General features: G+C 71.6%; 14 protein-coding genes. All 14 read right to left on the reverse strand.

The genetic code is table 11. The annotated features are described in order from the left end of the window. A partial coding sequence (locus tag UW392_RS16060; RefSeq protein ID WP_320775686.1) for a DivIVA domain-containing protein occupies positions 1-903 on the reverse strand: 903 nt, incomplete at its 3' end. Positions 904-955: 52 nt separating this feature from the next. Continuing rightward, on the reverse strand, positions 956-1,246 hold the full coding sequence (locus UW392_RS16065; protein ID WP_030582238.1) for a YggT family protein: 291 nt from the start codon (positions 1,244-1,246) through the stop codon (positions 956-958). A gap of 51 nt (positions 1,247-1,297) precedes the next feature. After that, positions 1,298-1,930: a cell division protein SepF gene (locus UW392_RS16070; RefSeq protein WP_320775687.1), complete on the reverse strand. Its 633-nt coding sequence runs from the start codon at positions 1,928-1,930 to the stop codon at positions 1,298-1,300. 129 nt (positions 1,931-2,059) lie between these two features. Then, positions 2,060-2,779 (reverse strand): YggS family pyridoxal phosphate-dependent enzyme, encoded by a 720-nt coding sequence (locus UW392_RS16075; protein ID WP_320775688.1) that lies wholly within the window; start codon positions 2,777-2,779, stop codon positions 2,060-2,062. Positions 2,780-2,785: 6 nt separating this feature from the next. Continuing rightward, complete coding sequence (pgeF, locus tag UW392_RS16080; protein ID WP_320775689.1) at positions 2,786-3,511, reverse strand: peptidoglycan editing factor PgeF; 726 nt, start codon at positions 3,509-3,511, stop codon at positions 2,786-2,788. 20 nt (positions 3,512-3,531) lie between these two features. Then, on the reverse strand, positions 3,532-4,737 hold the full coding sequence (ftsZ, locus tag UW392_RS16085) for a cell division protein FtsZ (RefSeq protein WP_320775690.1): 1,206 nt from the start codon (positions 4,735-4,737) through the stop codon (positions 3,532-3,534). A gap of 276 nt (positions 4,738-5,013) precedes the next feature. Continuing rightward, complete coding sequence (locus tag UW392_RS16090) at positions 5,014-5,805, reverse strand: cell division protein FtsQ/DivIB (protein ID WP_320775691.1); 792 nt, start codon at positions 5,803-5,805, stop codon at positions 5,014-5,016. A 32-nt stretch (positions 5,806-5,837) separates the two neighbouring features. Further along, complete coding sequence (gene murG, locus UW392_RS16095) at positions 5,838-6,929, reverse strand: undecaprenyldiphospho-muramoylpentapeptide beta-N-acetylglucosaminyltransferase (protein ID WP_320775692.1); 1,092 nt, start codon at positions 6,927-6,929, stop codon at positions 5,838-5,840. Between the two features lie 6 nt (positions 6,930-6,935). Continuing rightward, the gene (gene ftsW, locus UW392_RS16100; protein WP_320775693.1) at positions 6,936-8,300 is read right to left on the reverse strand and encodes a putative lipid II flippase FtsW; all 1,365 of its coding nucleotides are present in this window, start codon (positions 8,298-8,300) and stop codon (positions 6,936-6,938) included. Positions 8,301-8,415: 115 nt separating this feature from the next. Beyond that, the gene (murD, locus tag UW392_RS16105) at positions 8,416-9,843 is read right to left on the reverse strand and encodes a UDP-N-acetylmuramoyl-L-alanine--D-glutamate ligase (protein ID WP_320775694.1); all 1,428 of its coding nucleotides are present in this window, start codon (positions 9,841-9,843) and stop codon (positions 8,416-8,418) included. Beyond that, positions 9,828-10,916, reverse strand: a complete 1,089-nt coding sequence (gene mraY, locus UW392_RS16110) for a phospho-N-acetylmuramoyl-pentapeptide-transferase (RefSeq protein WP_320775696.1) — start codon at positions 10,914-10,916, stop codon at positions 9,828-9,830. Before mraY ends, murD begins: the two co-directional genes overlap by 16 nt. Then, on the reverse strand, positions 10,916-12,346 hold the full coding sequence (locus tag UW392_RS16115; RefSeq protein ID WP_320775695.1) for a UDP-N-acetylmuramoyl-tripeptide--D-alanyl-D-alanine ligase: 1,431 nt from the start codon (positions 12,344-12,346) through the stop codon (positions 10,916-10,918). Before UW392_RS16115 ends, mraY begins: the two co-directional genes overlap by 1 nt. A 4-nt stretch (positions 12,347-12,350) precedes the next feature. Further along, complete coding sequence (locus tag UW392_RS16120) at positions 12,351-13,871, reverse strand: UDP-N-acetylmuramoyl-L-alanyl-D-glutamate--2,6-diaminopimelate ligase (protein WP_320775697.1); 1,521 nt, start codon at positions 13,869-13,871, stop codon at positions 12,351-12,353. Between the two features lie 228 nt (positions 13,872-14,099). Next, positions 14,100-16,082 carry a penicillin-binding protein 2 gene (locus tag UW392_RS16125; RefSeq protein WP_320775698.1) on the reverse strand — a complete coding sequence of 661 codons (1,983 nt, stop codon included), beginning with the start codon at positions 16,080-16,082 and terminating at the stop codon, positions 14,100-14,102. Positions 16,083-16,087: the final 5 nt, after the last annotated feature.

A 16,087-nucleotide genomic window follows, 5' to 3' on the forward strand; every position in this document is an offset into this window, starting at 1 on the left:
CGTGCGGTACTCGCGCTCGAAGCCGCGCAGGTCCTCGACCTTGCGCTCCAGCGTGGCGCGGGCGGACTCCAGGGAGCCCATCGCGACGCGGTGCTTCTCCTGCGCGTCCCGCTCCAGGGCGTCGGCCTTGGCACGGGCGTCGCGCTCCAGGCCCTCGGCACGGCTGCGGGCCTCACCGACGATCTTGTTGGCCTCGGAACGGGCCTCGGCGATCGCCTGGTCGGCGGTCTGCTGGGCCAGTGAGAGCACACGCGCGGCGCTGTCGCCGCCGGGACCCTGGCCGGGCTGCGGGAGACCGCCGCCCATCGGGCCGGGACCACCCATGGGACCGCCCATCGGGCCGCCCATCTGCTGCTGCATCGGGCCGCCCTGACCCATGGGGCCGCCCTGGCCCATCGGACCGCCCTGACCCATCGGGCCACCCTGGCCCATGGGGCCGCCCTGGCCCATCGGACCGCCCTGGCCCATGGGTCCCTGACCCATCTGACCGGGACCCTGCGGACCGCCGGGACCCTGGCCGCTGGGGCCCGCGGGCAACTGCGGCGCACCGCTCGGCAGCTGGGGCGGACCACCCATGGGGCCGCCCATCTGCTGCTGCGGCGGGCCCGATATGCCGGCGGGGACGGGAGCACCCGGACCGCGCATGCCCTGCTGTTGCTGCTGGTCCTGGGGGCCCGGGCCGCCCGGGCCCTCCGGGGGCTTGCGCATGTTCTGCTGGTTCTGCGCGGCGGCACGCGTGGCCGCGGCCAGCTTGGCGCGCAGGTCCTCGTTCTCGCGCAGCAGACGGGTCAGTTCGGCTTCGACCTCGTCGAGGAAGGCATCGACCTCGTCCTCGTCATAGCCTTCTCGGAGGCGGACGGTCGTGAACTGCTTGTTCCGCACGTCCTCGGGGGTCAACGGCATCTCTTCACCTCAACGTAGTCATCGGCAGTCGGCAAGACCGTATCGTCCACGCTCACCTCGCGAGACTGCTCACGATGGAGATCAGGATGTAGACGATGATCATCAGTACGAAGAAGGACAGGTCAAGTGCCACGCCCCCGAGACGCAGCGGCGGGATGAACCGCCGCAAGAGCTTGAGCGGTGGATCCGTGACAGTGTAGGTGGCCTCCAGAACGACGACCATCGCCTTGCCGGGTTGCCATGAGCGGGCGAACTGGAAGACGTAGTCCATGACCAGCCGGAAGATCAGCACGATCAGGAAACACATCAGCGCGACGTACAGCACTTGCCAAACCACGCTCATGATCCGTGCTTCCCTCTCCCCTGTTCCGTACTGCTTGTCCTGTTGTGCATCTCAGCTCTGGTTGAAGAACCCGCCCTCTGCGATGCGGGCCTTGTCCTCCGCCGTGACATCGACGTTAGCAGGAGACAACAGGAACACCTTCTGCGTCACCCGCTCGATGCTTCCGTGCAGACCGAAGACCAGACCGGCGGCAAAGTCGACAAGTCGCTTCGCGTCGGTGTCGTCCATCTCGGTCAGATTCATGATCACCGGGGTGCCCTCACGGAAGTGTTCCCCGATGGTACGGGCCTCGTTGTAGGTCCGCGGGTGCAGCGTGGTGATCCGGTAAGGCTCTCGTTCGGACACGACCTTGGGCATGATCACCGGTGCGTTCTTCTCCAGGCTCTGACGTTCTTGTGTGATGGACGCCACGGGTGCGATCCGGGCGGGTCGTGCCGGTTCCGCGGGCAGTGGGGCGGAATGCGCCACCGGCTCACGCTGCACGGTGGGTTGTACGACTCGTACCGATTCGTCCCGCGGGGGCTCGTGCGTCGGGAGCGACGCCTCGTGCCGCCTGCGGTCGCGCTCGGGCTCCGGATCGAGTTCGGGTTCGAAGTCGTCGTCGGGGTCGAATCCGCGGCCGTCGTACCCATCGTCCTCCACGAGGCCGAGGTAGACCGCCATCTTGCGCATCGCGCCGGCCATGCTCTGAGTCCTCCGCTCTGTGGTGGATCGACTGACGACTTGCCAAGTGCCCGCGATCCACGTGGTCGTATCCCCGCCTACCAGCGGTAATGACCATATTTTCTGCTGTGGTCCGACTTCTTGGCGACGTTACCCGAGCCTGGGGCGGACTCCGAGTACCGCGCTGCCGACGCGCACATGTGTCGCCCCGGCGGCGACGGCCTGCTCGAGGTCCGCGCTCATCCCTGCCGAGACCATGTTCGCAGCCGGATGCGCTCTGCGCAGGGCAGTCGACAAATCCATCAACCGCTCGAACGCGGCGCGTTCGCGTCGGGCGTACTCGCCGGTGAGCGGCGCCACGGTCATCAGGCCGTCGAGCCGCAGCCCGGGCGAGTCCGCCACGAGTGCGGCCAACTCCTCGATCCCACCGGGCCCGACCCCGCCGCGGTCCCCCCGGCCGCTCGCCCCCGCGTCCAGCGCGACCTGCAGGAGGCAGCCCACCTCGCGTCCGGCCCGGACGGCCTCCTTCGACAGGGCCGTGACGAGCCTGGCCCGGTCCACGGACTGCACGACATCGGCGTAACGCACCACGGAGCGGACCTTGTTGGTCTGGAGCTGCCCGACGAAGTGCCAGGTGAGCGGCAGATCCGCGCACTCGGTGGCCTTGGGCGACGCGTCCTGGTCCTTGTTCTCGGCGACGTGACGCACCCCGAGGTCCGAGAGAATGCGCACATCGCTCGCGGGATAGGTCTTGGTGACCGCGATCAGGGTCACCTCCGCGCGCTCCCGGCCCGCCGCCGCGCACGCCGCCGCGATGCGGTCCTCCACCTTCGCCAGGTTCTCGGCGAGTTCGGTCTTACGGTCCGTCATGCCCCATCAGTCCAGCCAGACATATCCCGCGAGTCGCCCCGTGGTGCGGTCGCGGCGGTACGAGAAGTGGTCGCCCGATTCGAACGTGCACACCGGCGACTGCTCCCGGTCGTGCACCCCGAGCCGTTCGAGCTGGGCGTGCACGCCGGCGCTCACGTCCACGGCCGGTGTGTCCCAGCTCGTCGTGGCGTATGCCCCGGGCTCGACGGCGGACACCTCGGCGCGCATCGCCCCGGGCACCTCGTAGCAGCGGCCGCAGACGGCGGGGCCGGTGCGGGCGACGATCCGGGACGGCTCGGCGCCCAGTTCCACCATGGCGCGGACGGCGGCGGGCACGACCCCGGCGACCATGCCGGGCCGTCCCGCGTGTGCCGCGGCCACCACCCCGGCGGCGGGGTCGGCGAGCAGCACGGGCACGCAGTCGGCGGTGAGCACGGCGAGGGCGAGTCCGCGCCGGGCGGTGACCAGCGCGTCGACGGCGGGAACGGTCGAGGACCCGGCCGAGCTCCACGGCCCGTCGACCACCGCCACGTCCGCCCCGTGCACCTGGTTCATCCAGACCACGGCGGCCGGGTCGATCCCCAGCGACTTCGCGGCCAGTTCTCGATTGGTGAGGACCGCGTCCGGGTCGTCCCCGACGGCTCCGCCCAGATTGAGCTGCTCGTACGGAGCGGCGCTCACCCCGCCCCACCGGTCGGTGAAGGCGAAGTGCGCGCCGCTCCGGGAAGTCACCGCTTCGAGTGGCTGTCCCGTCACTTCAGGAAGTCCGGCACGTCCAGTTCCTCGGCCGCGCTGTCGGCGTACGTCCGCGACGGCGGGACCGGCGGGGAGACCGGGACCTCGTGGTGCTGCACCGGCTCCGGGGCGGGCTCCGGCTCCTCCTTCGGCGTCACGCTGCCGAGCGAGCCGAAGGCCGGGCGGTTCTCCACCGCGGGCCGTACGGGGGCCGGCGCGGGCTCCTCGCGCTTGACGGCGGCGGAGCCGAGGATGTTCTCCCGCTTGGCCGGGGGCTGGCCGCCGTCGAAGCCGGCGGCGATCACGGTGACCCGCACCTCGTCGCCGAGGGCGTCGTCGATGACGGCACCGAAGATGATGTTGGCCTCGGGGTGCGCGGCCTCGCTCACCAGCTGGGCGGCCTCGTTGATCTCGAACAGGCCGAGGTCGGAGCCGCCGGAGATGGAGAGCAGCACACCACGGGCGCCGTCGATGGAGGCTTCCAGCAGCGGCGAGGAGATCGCCATCTCGGCCGCGGCCACCGCGCGGTCGTCGCCGCGGGCCGAGCCGATGCCCATGAGGGCCGAACCGGCCTCGGACATGACGGACTTCACATCGGCGAAGTCGAGGTTGATCAGACCCGGTGTGGTGATCAGGTCGGTGATGCCCTGGACACCGGAGAGGAGGACCTGGTCGGCCGACTTGAAGGCGTCCAGGACCGACACCTGGCGGTCCGAGATGGACAGCAGCCGGTCGTTCGGGATGACGATGAGGGTGTCGACCTCTTCGCGGAGCTCGGCGATGCCGTCCTCGGCCTGGTTGGCGCGGCGCCGTCCCTCGAAGGTGAAGGGGCGCGTGACCACACCGATGGTGAGGGCGCCCAGCGAGCGGGCGATGTTGGCCACGACGGGCGCGCCGCCGGTGCCGGTGCCGCCGCCCTCACCCGCCGTCACGAAGACCATGTCGGCCCCCTTGAGGACCTCCTCGATCTCCTCGCGGTGGTCCTCGGCTGCCTTGCGGCCGACGGCCGGGTTGGCGCCGGCGCCGAGTCCGCGGGTGAGTTCACGGCCGACGTCGAGCTTGACGTCGGCGTCGCTCATCAACAGTGCCTGGGCGTCGGTGTTGATCGCGATGAACTCGACACCCTTGAGACCGACCTCGATCATTCGGTTGATGGCATTGACACCACCGCCGCCGACACCGATGACCTTGATGACTGCGAGGTAGTTCTGCGGTGCTGCCACGTCGAAGGCCTCTCGCCTCGATTTACGGGTCGTCACTTCGCTGTGGAGCGAGGTGACGACGGATGCCGATTGGGACGGTCCGTATCGCCGACCCGAACCCTAACGCTGAAGTTTAGGGTTACCAGTGTGCGTGCTCCTGGGACTCTTCCGAACAGGACACTAAGTCGACAAGCGGCGCGCGTTCAACGAACACGCCGAACCTCCCGTTTTTCTTTTCACCCTATGTGATCAGCCATAGCGCTGCCCAACCAGGGTGCTGGCCTGCGCGGATGTGCGTCAACTCCCCGATGACGCAGGGGCGGTGGGGACACTCACGTCGAAGTGCCGCGCGCGTGGCGCGGCTTTCATCAGCGCGGCCAGTGTGCGGGCCTTCGCGCGGCCCTTCTCGCCGCTCCCCCAGGTGACGGTCCGTCCGTCGGCGAGTTCCAGCGAGATGGAGTCGTACGAACGCACCTTGACGGTCCGTGTTCCCCGGGCCACCGTGTCCGGGACGTCACCGGCCACGCGGACCGCCTCGCGCACCAGCCTGTCTTCGCCGAAGCGGCGGGTGCCGTCCTGCCGCGGGACGGCCAATTCCAGCGTCGGTACCCCCTTCGGGGCACGCGGAACCGTGGCGAACCGTACGCCCGTCGCGTCGACTTCGACGTACTTGCCCCCATTCTCCGGCTCCTCGACAATCAGGACCGCCTTGCGCTCGGTCACTTTCAGGTCGATTCCGTGGGGCCAGGAGCGGTCGACGTCCACCTCATCAATTCGCGGCAATTTCTGGCGCAAACGCGCCGCGATCACATCGGTGTCCACGGAAATGAGCGGGGCGCCGAGCGGTACGTCCGCCGCCTCGCGGACCTGTGCCGGGGTGAGCACCCGCGTCCCCGAGACCGACACGGTCTCCGCGCGCAGCCACTGCGAGCCGTACAGGACCCAGAGGCAGCCCACCGCGGCCAGCGCGAGGAGCAGGGCCCCGAGGATGAGCGTGCGCGTACGGGGGAGCCGCCCGTCGGGGGGCGGGCCGGCCCCGAGCTCCTCGTCCGCGCCGCCGCGCTCGGCGGTCGCCGTAGGTCCGGCCACACTCCCCTGCCTCTCACATCGCGCTGGTGCCCTTACTGGCGCCGGGACGCGATCGCCTCGTACACCATGCCGACGAGCAGGTCGTCGGCGTCCCGGCGGCCGAACTCACCGGCGGCGCGGGACATCTCGTACAGCCGGTGCGGGTCGGCGAGCACGGGCAGCACGTTGCCCTGCACCCATTCGGGCGTCAGTTCCGCGTCGTCGACCAGCAGTCCGCCGCCGGCCTTGACCACCGGCTGGGCGTTCAGCCGCTGTTCGCCGTTGCCGATGGGCAGCGGGACGTAGGCGGCCGGAAGCCCGACGGCGGAGAGTTCGGCGACGGTCATCGCGCCCGCGCGGCAGAGCATCATGTCGGCCGCGGCGTACGCGAGGTCCATCCGGTCCACGTACGGTACCGGGATGTAGGGCGGCATCCCCGGCATCTGGTGCACCTGCGGCAGTTCGTTCTTCGGGCCGACCGCGTGCAGGATCTGGATGCCGGACTGCTGGAGGTACGGGGCGACCTGCTGGACCACCTCGTTGAGGCGGCGGGCGCCCTGCGAGCCGCCGGACACCAGCAGGGTCGGGAGCTGGGGGTCGAGGCCGAAGGCGGCCCGGGCCTCGGGGCGCACGGCGGCCCGGTCCAGGGTGGCGATGGCGCGGCGCAGCGGGATGCCGATGTAGCGGGCGCCGCGCAGCTTGTTGTCCGGGGTGGAGACGGCGACCTGGGCGGCGTACCGCGAGCCGATCTTGTTCGCGAGACCCGGGCGGGCGTTGGCCTCGTGGATGACGATCGGCACGCCGAGGCGCTTGGCGGCGAGGTAGCCGGGCAGGGCCACGTAGCCGCCGAAGCCGACCACGGCGTCCGCCTTGGTGCGCTCCAGGATCTGCTCGGTGGCCTTGATCGTGCCGCGCAGCCGGCCGGGCACGGTGATCAGCTCGGGGGTGGGCTTGCGCGGCAGGGGCACGGCGGGGATCAGGGCGAGTTCGTAGCCGCGCTCGGGGACGAGCCGGGTCTCCAGGCCGCGCTCCGTGCCCAGCGCCGTGATGCCCACGGTCGGGTCCTGCCTGCGCAGGGCGTCCGCGAGGGCGAGCGCGGGCTCGATGTGGCCGGCGGTTCCGCCACCGGCGAGTACGACATGCACCGAAATTCACCGCTCTCCGGACGGACGCGCCGTCTTGGCGCGCCGTCGCATCGTGTTCCGTCTCCCGGGCCCCTGGGGGCCTCCAGCCCGCTTCTTGCCGAAGCGGGGTTGCCGCATCGCAAGCGCCGCCCGCGCAGCGGGTTCCTCCCGCGCGAACGCGATGAGCAGCCCGATGGCGAACATGGTCGGCAGCAGGGCGGACCCTCCGTAGGAGAACAGCGGGAGCGGGACTCCGGCGATCGGCAGCAGACCGAGCACCGCACCGATGTTGATCACCGCCTGCGCGGTGATCCAGGTGGTCACGCCTCCCGCGGCATACCTGACGAAGGGGTCCTCCGTACGTCCGGCCACGCGGATACCCGCATAGCCTAGAGCCGCGAAGAGGGCGAGCACCGACAGCGTCCCCGCCAACCCCAGTTCCTCGCCGGTGACGGCGAAGATGAAGTCGGTGTGGGCTTCCGGGAGTTGACCCCATTTTTCCACACTCGCGCCGAGACCGGAGCCGAGGAGTCCGCCGGACGCGAGCGCGTAGATGCCGTGCACGGCCTGCCAGCAGGCGTCGTTCGGGCCGGGGTCCGTGGCGCCCAGGCAGGCCAGCCGGTCCATGCGGTTGGGGTTGGTCCAGATGAGGAGGGTGCCGATGGCCACGGCGAGGGCCAGCACGCCGGCGAACAGCCGCGTCGGCGCGCCCGCCAGCCACAGCAGGCCGAACAGCACGGCCGTGAGGATGACGGCGGTGCCCATGTCGCCGCCGAGCATGATGAGCCCGAGCAGCATGAAGGCCACCGGCACCAGCGGCACCAGCATGTGCTTCCACTGGGTCAGCAGCCGCCGGTCCTGCTTGCGGGCGAGCAGGTCGGCGCCCCACAGCACCAGCGCGAGCTTGCCGAACTCGCTGGGCTGCAGCTGGAACGGGCCGCCGATGGAGATCCAGTTCTGGTTGCCGTTGACGGCCATCCCTATCCCCGGCACCTGCACCAGGGCCATCAGGACGACCGAGACGGCCAGGATCGGGTAGGCCAGCGCCCGGTGCAGCCGCACCGGCATCCGGGAGGCGGCGAACAGCAGTGCGGCGCCGATCACCGCGGCCAGGAACTGCTTCTGGAAGAAGTACGAGCCGGGCAGGGACAGCTGCAGCGCCTTGATCTGGGAGGCCGAGTAGACCATCACCAGGCCCAGCACGATGATCAGGGAGCTGCCGCCGAAGATCACGTAGTAGGCGGTCAGCGGCCGGTCCCAGGCCCGCTGCACGCGCGTGCGCAGCCGCCGCACGGGGTTCTCGCGCGGGGCGCGCGGGACGGGGGGCCGCCGGGTGACGCGCTGGAGGGGCGGCCGGCTCGTACGGGTACGCGTGGTGCGGCTACCGGCCATCGTGAGCCCCTCCCTCGGCGTGGGCGGCCAGCCGACCCCGGGGCACCGACCGCGATGGCGGCACGCATCCCTCCCCTGGGTCCCGGGCGCGTCCGGACCGGCCCGGACGCGCCGCTCAGGCGCCCGCGGCGGCGAGTCCGCGGACGGCGTCCGCGAACGCGTCCCCGCGCTGGTTGTAGTTGACGAACATGTCCATGGAGGCGCAGGCCGGGGCCAGCAGCACCGTGTCGCCCGCGCCAGCGAGCCGGCGCGCCCGACGGACCGCCTCGGGCATCGCCCCAGTGTCGGTCCGGTCGAGGTCCACGACGGGCACCTCGGGCGCGTGTCGCCGAAGCGCTTCCCGGATCAGCGCGCGGTCCGCGCCGATCAGGACGACCCCCTTGAGCCGCTCCGCCGACTTCGCGACCAGCTCGTCGAAGGTCGCGCCCTTGGCGAGCCCGCCCGCGATCCACACGATCGACCCGTACGCCGCCAACGACGCCTGTGCGGCGTGGGTGTTGGTGGCCTTGGAGTCGTCGACGTAGGCGACCCCGTCCACGTCCGCCACGTGCTCGATGCGGTGCGCGTCCGGGGTGAAGGCCCGCAGGCCGTCCCGTACGGCCGTGGCGGGCACCCCGAAGGCGCGGGCGAGGGCGGCGGCCGCGAGGGCGTTGGCGATGTTGTGCGGGGCCGGCGGGTTCACGTCCGCGAACTCGGCGAGTTCCTGGGCGTTCTTCTGCCGGTCCTCGACGAAGGCGCGGTCCACCAGGATGCCGTCGACGACACCGAGTTGCGAGGGCCCGGGCGTGCCCAGGGTGAAGCCGATGGCCCGGCAACCCTCCTCTACGTCCGCCGCGCGCACCAGGTCCTCGGTGGCCCGGTCGGCGGCGTTGTAGACGCAGGCGATCCGGTTGCCCTCGTAGATCCGGCCCTTGTCGGCGGCGTACGCCTCCATGGAGCCGTGCCAGTCGAGGTGGTCGGGGGCCAGGTTCAGGACGGCGGCGGAGTGGGCGCGCAGGGACGGCGTCCAGTGCAGCTGGTAGCTGGAGAGCTCGACGGCGAGGACGTCGTAGGGTTCCTCGGCGAGCACCACGTCGACGATCGGCGTGCCGATGTTGCCGACGGCCGCCGTGCGCAGGCCCGCGGCCCTCAAGATCGATGCGAGCATCCGGGTGGTCGTGGTCTTGCCGTTGGTGCCGGTGACCGCGAGCCAGGGGGCGGCGTCCGGGCCGCGCAGCTGCCAGGCGATCTCCACGTCCCCGACGACGTCCACGCCCGCCTCGGCGGCGGCGGCGAAGAGCGGGGAGGTGGGCTTCCAGCCCGGCGAGGTGACGACCAGCTCGGTGCCCTCGGGCAGCGTGTCCGCGTCACCGAGCCGTACCGCGATGCCCTCGGCGTCCGTGAGGGAGGCCGCGCGCTCGCGCAGCGTCTCCGAGTCGCCGCCGTCCACGACGGTGACCCGCGCGCCGAGGCCGGCCAGGGCGCGGGCGGCGCTGACGCCGCTCACGCCGAGGCCGGCGACGGTGATCCGCATGCCGTCCCAGGACGTCACTTCGCCGCCCATCCCGCGTAGAAGATGCCCAGTCCGACGATCACACAGATGCCCTGGATGATCCAGAAGCGGACCACCACAAGGACCTCGGACCACCCCTTGAGCTCGAAGTGGTGCTGGAGCGGCGCCATTCTGAAGACGCGTTTGCCGGTGAGCCGGAAGGAGCCGACCTGGATGACGACCGACATGGTGATGAGGACGAAGAGGCCGCCGAGGAGGGCGAGCAGCAGCTCGGTGCGGGAGCAGATCGCGAGGCCGGCGAGCGCGCCGCCGAGGGCCAGCGAACCGGTGTCACCCATGAAGATCTTGGCCGGGGAGGTGTTCCACCACAGGAAGCCGAGGCAGGCGCCCATCAGGGCGGAGGCGACGACGGCGAGGTCGAGGGGATCTCGTACCTCGTAACAGGCCGCCTTGTTGATCAGCGTCTCGGCGTTGGCGCAGGACTCCTGGAACTGCCAGACGCCGATGAACGTGTACGCGCCGAAGACCAGCACGGAGGCGCCGGTGGCCAGACCGTCCAGGCCGTCGGTGAGGTTCACGCCGTTCGACATGGCGAGGATCATGAACAGCGCCCAGATGACGAACAGCACCGGGCCGATGGACCAGCCGAAGTCCTGCACGAAGGAGAGCTTCGTGGAGGCCGGGGTGTTGCCGCGGTTGTCCGCGAACTGCAGCGACAGCACCGCGAAGGCGACACCGACGATCAGCTGGCCGGCCATCTTCGCCTTGGCCCGCAGACCGAGCGACCGGCGCTTGACGATCTTGATGTAGTCGTCGAGGAAGCCGACCAGGCCCATGCCCGCCATCAGGCCGAGCACCAGCAGGCCCGAGAAGGTCGGCGAGGCGTCGGCCTCGGGGTCCAGGGAGACCGTGATCAGCTTGGCCCCGAAGTAGGCGACGATCGTCGCCAGGATGAAGGCGATGCCACCCATGGTGGGTGTACCGCGCTTGCTGCCGTGCGTCCGCGGACCGTCGTCACGAATGTACTGGCCATAGCCCTTGCGGGCCAGCAGCTTGATCAGCAGCGGGGTGCCGACCAGGGTGAGGAAGAGGCCAATGACTCCTGCGAACAGGATCTGCTTCATCATCGGGCGGCGACCTCACCCTCGGCACCGGTCTCGAGCAGCGCCTGCGCGACGCTCTCCAGCCCCACCGAACGGGACGCCTTCACGAGGACGACGTCCCCCGGGCGCAACTCGCTGCGCAACAGGTCGACCGCCGCCTGTGCGTCGGACACGTGCACCGACTCCTCACCCCACGAACCCTCGTTATATGCGCCCAGTTGCAGCCAGGACGCTTCCCTGCCCCCGACCGCGACGAGCTTGCTGACGTTGAGCCGGACGGCGAGCCGTCCGACCGCGTCGTGCTCGGCGAGCGCCTCGTCCCCGAGCTCGGCCATCTCACCGAGCACCGCCCACGTACGGCCCCCCTGTGCCTGTGCGGCCTTGCCCATCGCGGCGAGCGCGCGCAGGGCGGCCCGCATGGACTCGGGGTTCGCGTTGTAGGCGTCGTTGACGACCGTCACGCCGTCCGGGCGCTCGGTGACCTCCATCCGCCAGCGGGAGAGGGAGCCCGCCCCGGAGAGCGCGGTGGCGATCTCGGTTGCGGACATGCCCAGCTCATGGGCGACGGCGGCCGCGGCGAGCGCGTTCGACACGTGGTGCTCACCGTACAGGCGCATCGTCACATCGCTTGCACCGGAGGGTGTGTGAAGCCTGAACGCGGGCTGTCCGCTGTCCATGAGTCGCACGTTCTCGGCGCGTACGTCCGCTTCGTCGCCCTCCCCGAAGAACAGCACCTTGGCCTTCGTCCGGGAGGCCATGGCGCGCACGAGGGGATCGTCGGCGTTCAGGACCGCGACGCCGCCCTCGTCCGCCGGGGGCAGCGCCTCGACCAGCTCGCCCTTGGCGAGGGCGATCTGCTCCCGGCCGCCGAACTCGCCGATGTGCGCGGTGCCGACGTTGAGGACCAGGCCGACCCTGGGCGGCGTGAGCTCCGTGAGGTAGCGGATGTGGCCGATGCCGCGGGCACCCATCTCCAGGACGAGGTAGCGGGTGTCCTCGGTCGCGCTGAGCGCGGTGAGGGGCAGGCCGATCTCGTTGTTGAGCGAGCCGGGCGTCCACACGGTCGGGGCGTGGCGCTGGAGCACCTGGGCGATGAGGTCCTTGGTGCTGGTCTTGCCGGCGGAGCCGGTGAGGGCGACGAGGGTCGCGCCGAGCCGGGTGACGACGTGGCGTGCGAGGGCGCCGAGGGCCGTCTGCACGTCGTCCACCACGATCGCGGGCACTCCGACGGGCCGGGACGCCAGCACGGCCGCCGCGCCCGCCTCGACCACGGAGGCCGCGAAGTCGTGGCCGTCCACCCGCTCGCCGGCGAAGGCGACGAAGAGGCCGCCGGGCTCCACGTCGCGGGAGTCCCGGACGACCGGTCCGGTGACGAGCGCCGACGGATCCGGTATGTCGTGCGTCTGCCCGCCGACGACTGCTGCGATCTCGGCGAGGGAGAGGGCGATCACAAGTTCATCCCTGGGTCTTCTGGATAGCTTCGCGAAGCACCTGGCGGTCGTCGAAGGGACGCACCACCCCGGCGATGTCCTGGCCCTGCTCGTGGCCCTTGCCCGCGACCAGCACCGTGTCCCCGGGGCGCGCGCGGGCCACGGCGGCGGCGACGGCCGCGGCCCGGTCCTCGAAGACCTGGACCTCGCCGCGCTCGTGCACCGGTACGGACGCCGCGCCCTGGAGCATGGTTGCGAGGATGGCGAGGGGATCCTCGGAGCGGGGGTTGTCGGAGGTCAGTACCGCGGTGTCGGCGTACCGGGCCGCGGCGGCGCCCATCGGGGCCCGCTTGGTGGTGTCCCGGTCCCCGCCGCAGCCGAGCACGACGTGCAGCCGGCCCTCGGTGACCTTGCGGAGCGCCTTGAGGACCGACTCGACCGCGTCCGTCTTGTGCGCGTAGTCGACGACCGCGAGGTACGGCTGTCCGGCGTCCACGCGCTCCAGGCGGCCGGGCACGCCGGGCACGGCGGCGACGCCGTCGGCGGCGCTCTGCGGGTCGAGGCCGGCGGCGGCGAGGGCGACGATCGCGGCGAGGGTGTTGGCGACGTTGAAGGGACCCGGCAGCGGCGCCCTGGCGGCGATCCGCTCACCGCGGGGGCCGAGCACCGTGAACGTGGAGTCCAGCGGGCCGATCTCGACGTCCGTGGCGCGCCAGTCGGCGTCCGGGTGCCCCTCCGCGGAGAAGGTCGTGACGGGGACGCCGGCCTCCTTCACCAGCCGGCGGCCGTACTCGTCGTCGAGGTTCACCACGCCCTGCCTGCTGCGCCCGGGAGTGAAGAGCTGCGCCTTGGCCCGGAAGTAGTCCTCCATACCGGAGTGGAACTCCATGTGCTCCGGGCTGAGGTTGGTGAAGACGGCGACGTCGAAGACGCAGCCGTCGACGCGGCCGAGGACCAGGGCGTGGCTGGAGACCTCCATGACGACCGCGTCGACCCCGCGCTCGCGCATGACGGCGAACAGGGCCTGGAGGTCGGTGGCTTCGGGGGTGGTCCGCTCGGACTTGATGCGCTCGTCGCCGATGCGCATCTCGACGGTGCCGATCAGTCCGGTGCTGCGGGCCGTCCGGAGGCCGCCCTCGGCGAGGTACGCGGTGGTGGTCTTGCCGGAGGTGCCGGTGATGCCGATCTGGAGGAGACCGCTCCCCGGCCGGCCGTAGATCGTGGCCGCCAGTTCGCCCATCCGCGCGCGCGGGTCCTCGACGACGAGGACGGGCAGCCCGGTGGCGGCGGCGCGCTCGGCGCCCTTCGGGTCGGTCAGCACGGCGACCGCGCCCAGCCCGGCCGCCTGGGCCGTGAAGTCGGCGCCGTGGGCGCGGGCGCCGGGCAGGGCGGCGTACAGGTCGCCCGGGCGCACGGCGCGCGAGTCGTGGGTGATGCCCGTGACCTCGGCGGCGCCCTCCGGCCGTACGGCCCCCAGCTGACCGGCGAGCTCCGCGAGGGGCGCGGCGGACACGCGCACCGGCCTGGGCGGTCCCGGGTACGTCACGGATTCGCCGTTCTGGGTGGTTCGGTACTGATCAGCGTGTGGCACGGCGGTGAGCGTACCGGGCGCACCCCCGCCGGAGCGAAGTGAGGCGCCGGGCGGGGCGTCCGGCGGAGTGTGGTTCCCGGAGTCGGGAGTGATCGTTGTCACGGGCCTGTTCCTGGTGGGTTCTGTCCGGTGGTGCTGATCGGTGGTCGGGCCCGGTGGCGGGGGCCCGGGCGGCGGCGGTGGTCAGGGCTGGAAGGTGACGGGCAGCCTCGCGGGCCCGGCCCCGGTGGGCGGGACCTGGAGCGTCTTCAGCGCGAACTGCATGACCTCCTTGTAGACGGGTCCGCAGATCTGGCCGCCGAAGTAGCTGCCCTCGGTGGCGTTCTGGATGGCGCAGTAGACGGTGACGCGGGGGTTGTCGGCGGGGGCGAACCCGGCGAACGACGAGGTGTAGCCGCGGTACTTGCCGGTGGCCGGATCCACTCTGTTCGCGGTGCCGGTCTTGCCCGCGACGCGGTAGCCCGGGATGCGCGCCTTGGTGCCGGTGCCCTCCTCGTCGTCGACGACCGACTCCAGCATCCGGGCGAGCGTGGTGGCCGTCTCCTCGCTCACGACCCGCGTCTTCCTGGGCTCGGGTGCCGGGGTGAAGCGGCCGTCGGGGCCCTTGGTGCCGCGGACGAGGGTGGGCTCGACGCGGACGCCGCCGTTGGCGACGGTCGAGAAGACGGAGGCCGCCTGCATCGCGTTGATCGAGACGCCCTGGCCGAAAGGGATCGTGTACTGCTGCGAGGTCGACCAGTCCTTCGGCTGCGCGAGGATGCCCTTCGTCTCGCCGGGGAAGCCGAGCCCGGTCGGGCTGCCGATGCCGAACTTGCGCAGGTACGAGTGGAGCACCTGGTTGGCCTCGGCCTGGGTGTCGCCGAGCTGGCCGGTGGCCAGGATGGTGCCGATGTTGCTGGACTTGGCGAGCACGCCGTTGAGCGTCAGGTACCAGGTCGGGTGGTCGACGTCGTCCTGGAAGAGCCGGTCCCCGCGGTGCAGCCGGTTGGGCACGGTGACCCGCGTCGACGGGGTGGCGACGTTCTCCTCCAGCACGGCGGCCATCGACATGACCTTGGCGGTGGAGCCGGGCTCGAAGGCGTCCTGGAGGGCCGCGTTGCCCAGCGCGTCCGGGTCGGCCTTCGACAGGTCGTTGGGGTCGAAGCCGGGCGAGTTGGCCATGGCGAGGATCTGGCCGGTCGCCGTGTCCTGCACGATCACGTAGCCGCGGTCCGCCTTCGACTCCTCCACCTGCTCGGCGATGGCGTTCTGGGCGGCCCACTGGATGTCGCGGTCGATGGTGAGCTCCACGTCGGAGCCGGGCACCGCGGGCGTCTCGGTGGAGCCCGCGGTGGGCACCTGGCGGCCGCCGGACTGGGCGTACCGGATCTTGCCGTCCTCGCCGGACAGTTCCTCGTTGAGCTGCTGCTCGATGCCGCCGCCGCCCGTGCCGTCGGCGCCGACCCAGCCCAGTATCCCGGCGGCGAGGTCGCCGTTGGGGTACACGCGCTTGCTGCTGGCCTCCTGGAAGACGCCCGCCAGCACGTTCACCGTGGCGGAGTCCTCCCTGGACTTCTTCGCGAGCGCCGACCTCAGGTCGCTGATCTGCTTCCAGACCTGCGGGGTCTGGCGGCGCGCGAGGACGACGTACCGGGTCTTCTCCGCCTTGAGCTTCCCGGCGATCTCCGCCTGGTCCTGGCCGAGGATGGGCGCGAGGAGCGCGGCCGCCCGCTCGGGCGCGTCGGCGATGTCCGTCTCCTCGCGGGTGAACATCGTGGGGTCGGCCGTGATGTCGTTGGCGTCGACGCTGCTCGCCAGGGCCACGCCGTCGCGGTCGGTGATCCCGCCGCGCTCGGCGGCCAGGGTGTGCACCACGTAGCGGTTCAGCTGGGCCTTGGCGGCGTACTCGCCGGCGTCGACGGCCTGCACCTGGAGCAGCCGTACGACGAAGGCGGTCATCACCAGCGCCAGCACGAGGCTCACCAGGCGCAGCCGGGGGCGCGGGCTGCCCAGCCGGATGGTGCGCGGGGCCCCGGGGCGGGCGGCGCCGGAGCGGACGGTGCCGGGCCGGGAGGTGCCCGGGCGGCGCGCGGGCCGGGCACCGGGGCCGGGGCGGCGCCGGCCGTCCGTGCGTACGGGCCGGGCGGGTCCGGGCACCCGGCGGCGCGGTGGTTCCCTGTCGGACACTTGCG

The sequence above is a fragment of the Streptomyces sp. CRN 30 genome, assembly GCF_034105845.1.

Bases quoted from the DNA above. Each gene is read 5' to 3' on its own strand.
- UW392_RS16065 (WP_030582238.1), bottom strand. From the start codon at position 1,246: ATGAGCGTGGTTTGGCAAGTGCTGTACGTCGCGCTGATGTGTTTCCTG.
- UW392_RS16070 (WP_320775687.1), bottom strand. From the start codon at position 1,930: ATGGCCGGCGCGATGCGCAAGATGGCGGTCTACCTCGGCCTCGTGGAG.
- UW392_RS16075 (WP_320775688.1), bottom strand. From the start codon at position 2,779: ATGACGGACCGTAAGACCGAACTCGCCGAGAACCTGGCGAAGGTGGAG.
- mraY (WP_320775696.1), bottom strand. From the start codon at position 10,916: ATGAAGCAGATCCTGTTCGCAGGAGTCATTGGCCTCTTCCTCACCCTG.
- murD (WP_320775694.1), bottom strand. From the start codon at position 9,843: ATGGGCGGCGAAGTGACGTCCTGGGACGGCATGCGGATCACCGTCGCC.
- ftsW (WP_320775693.1), bottom strand. From the start codon at position 8,300: ATGGCCGGTAGCCGCACCACGCGTACCCGTACGAGCCGGCCGCCCCTC.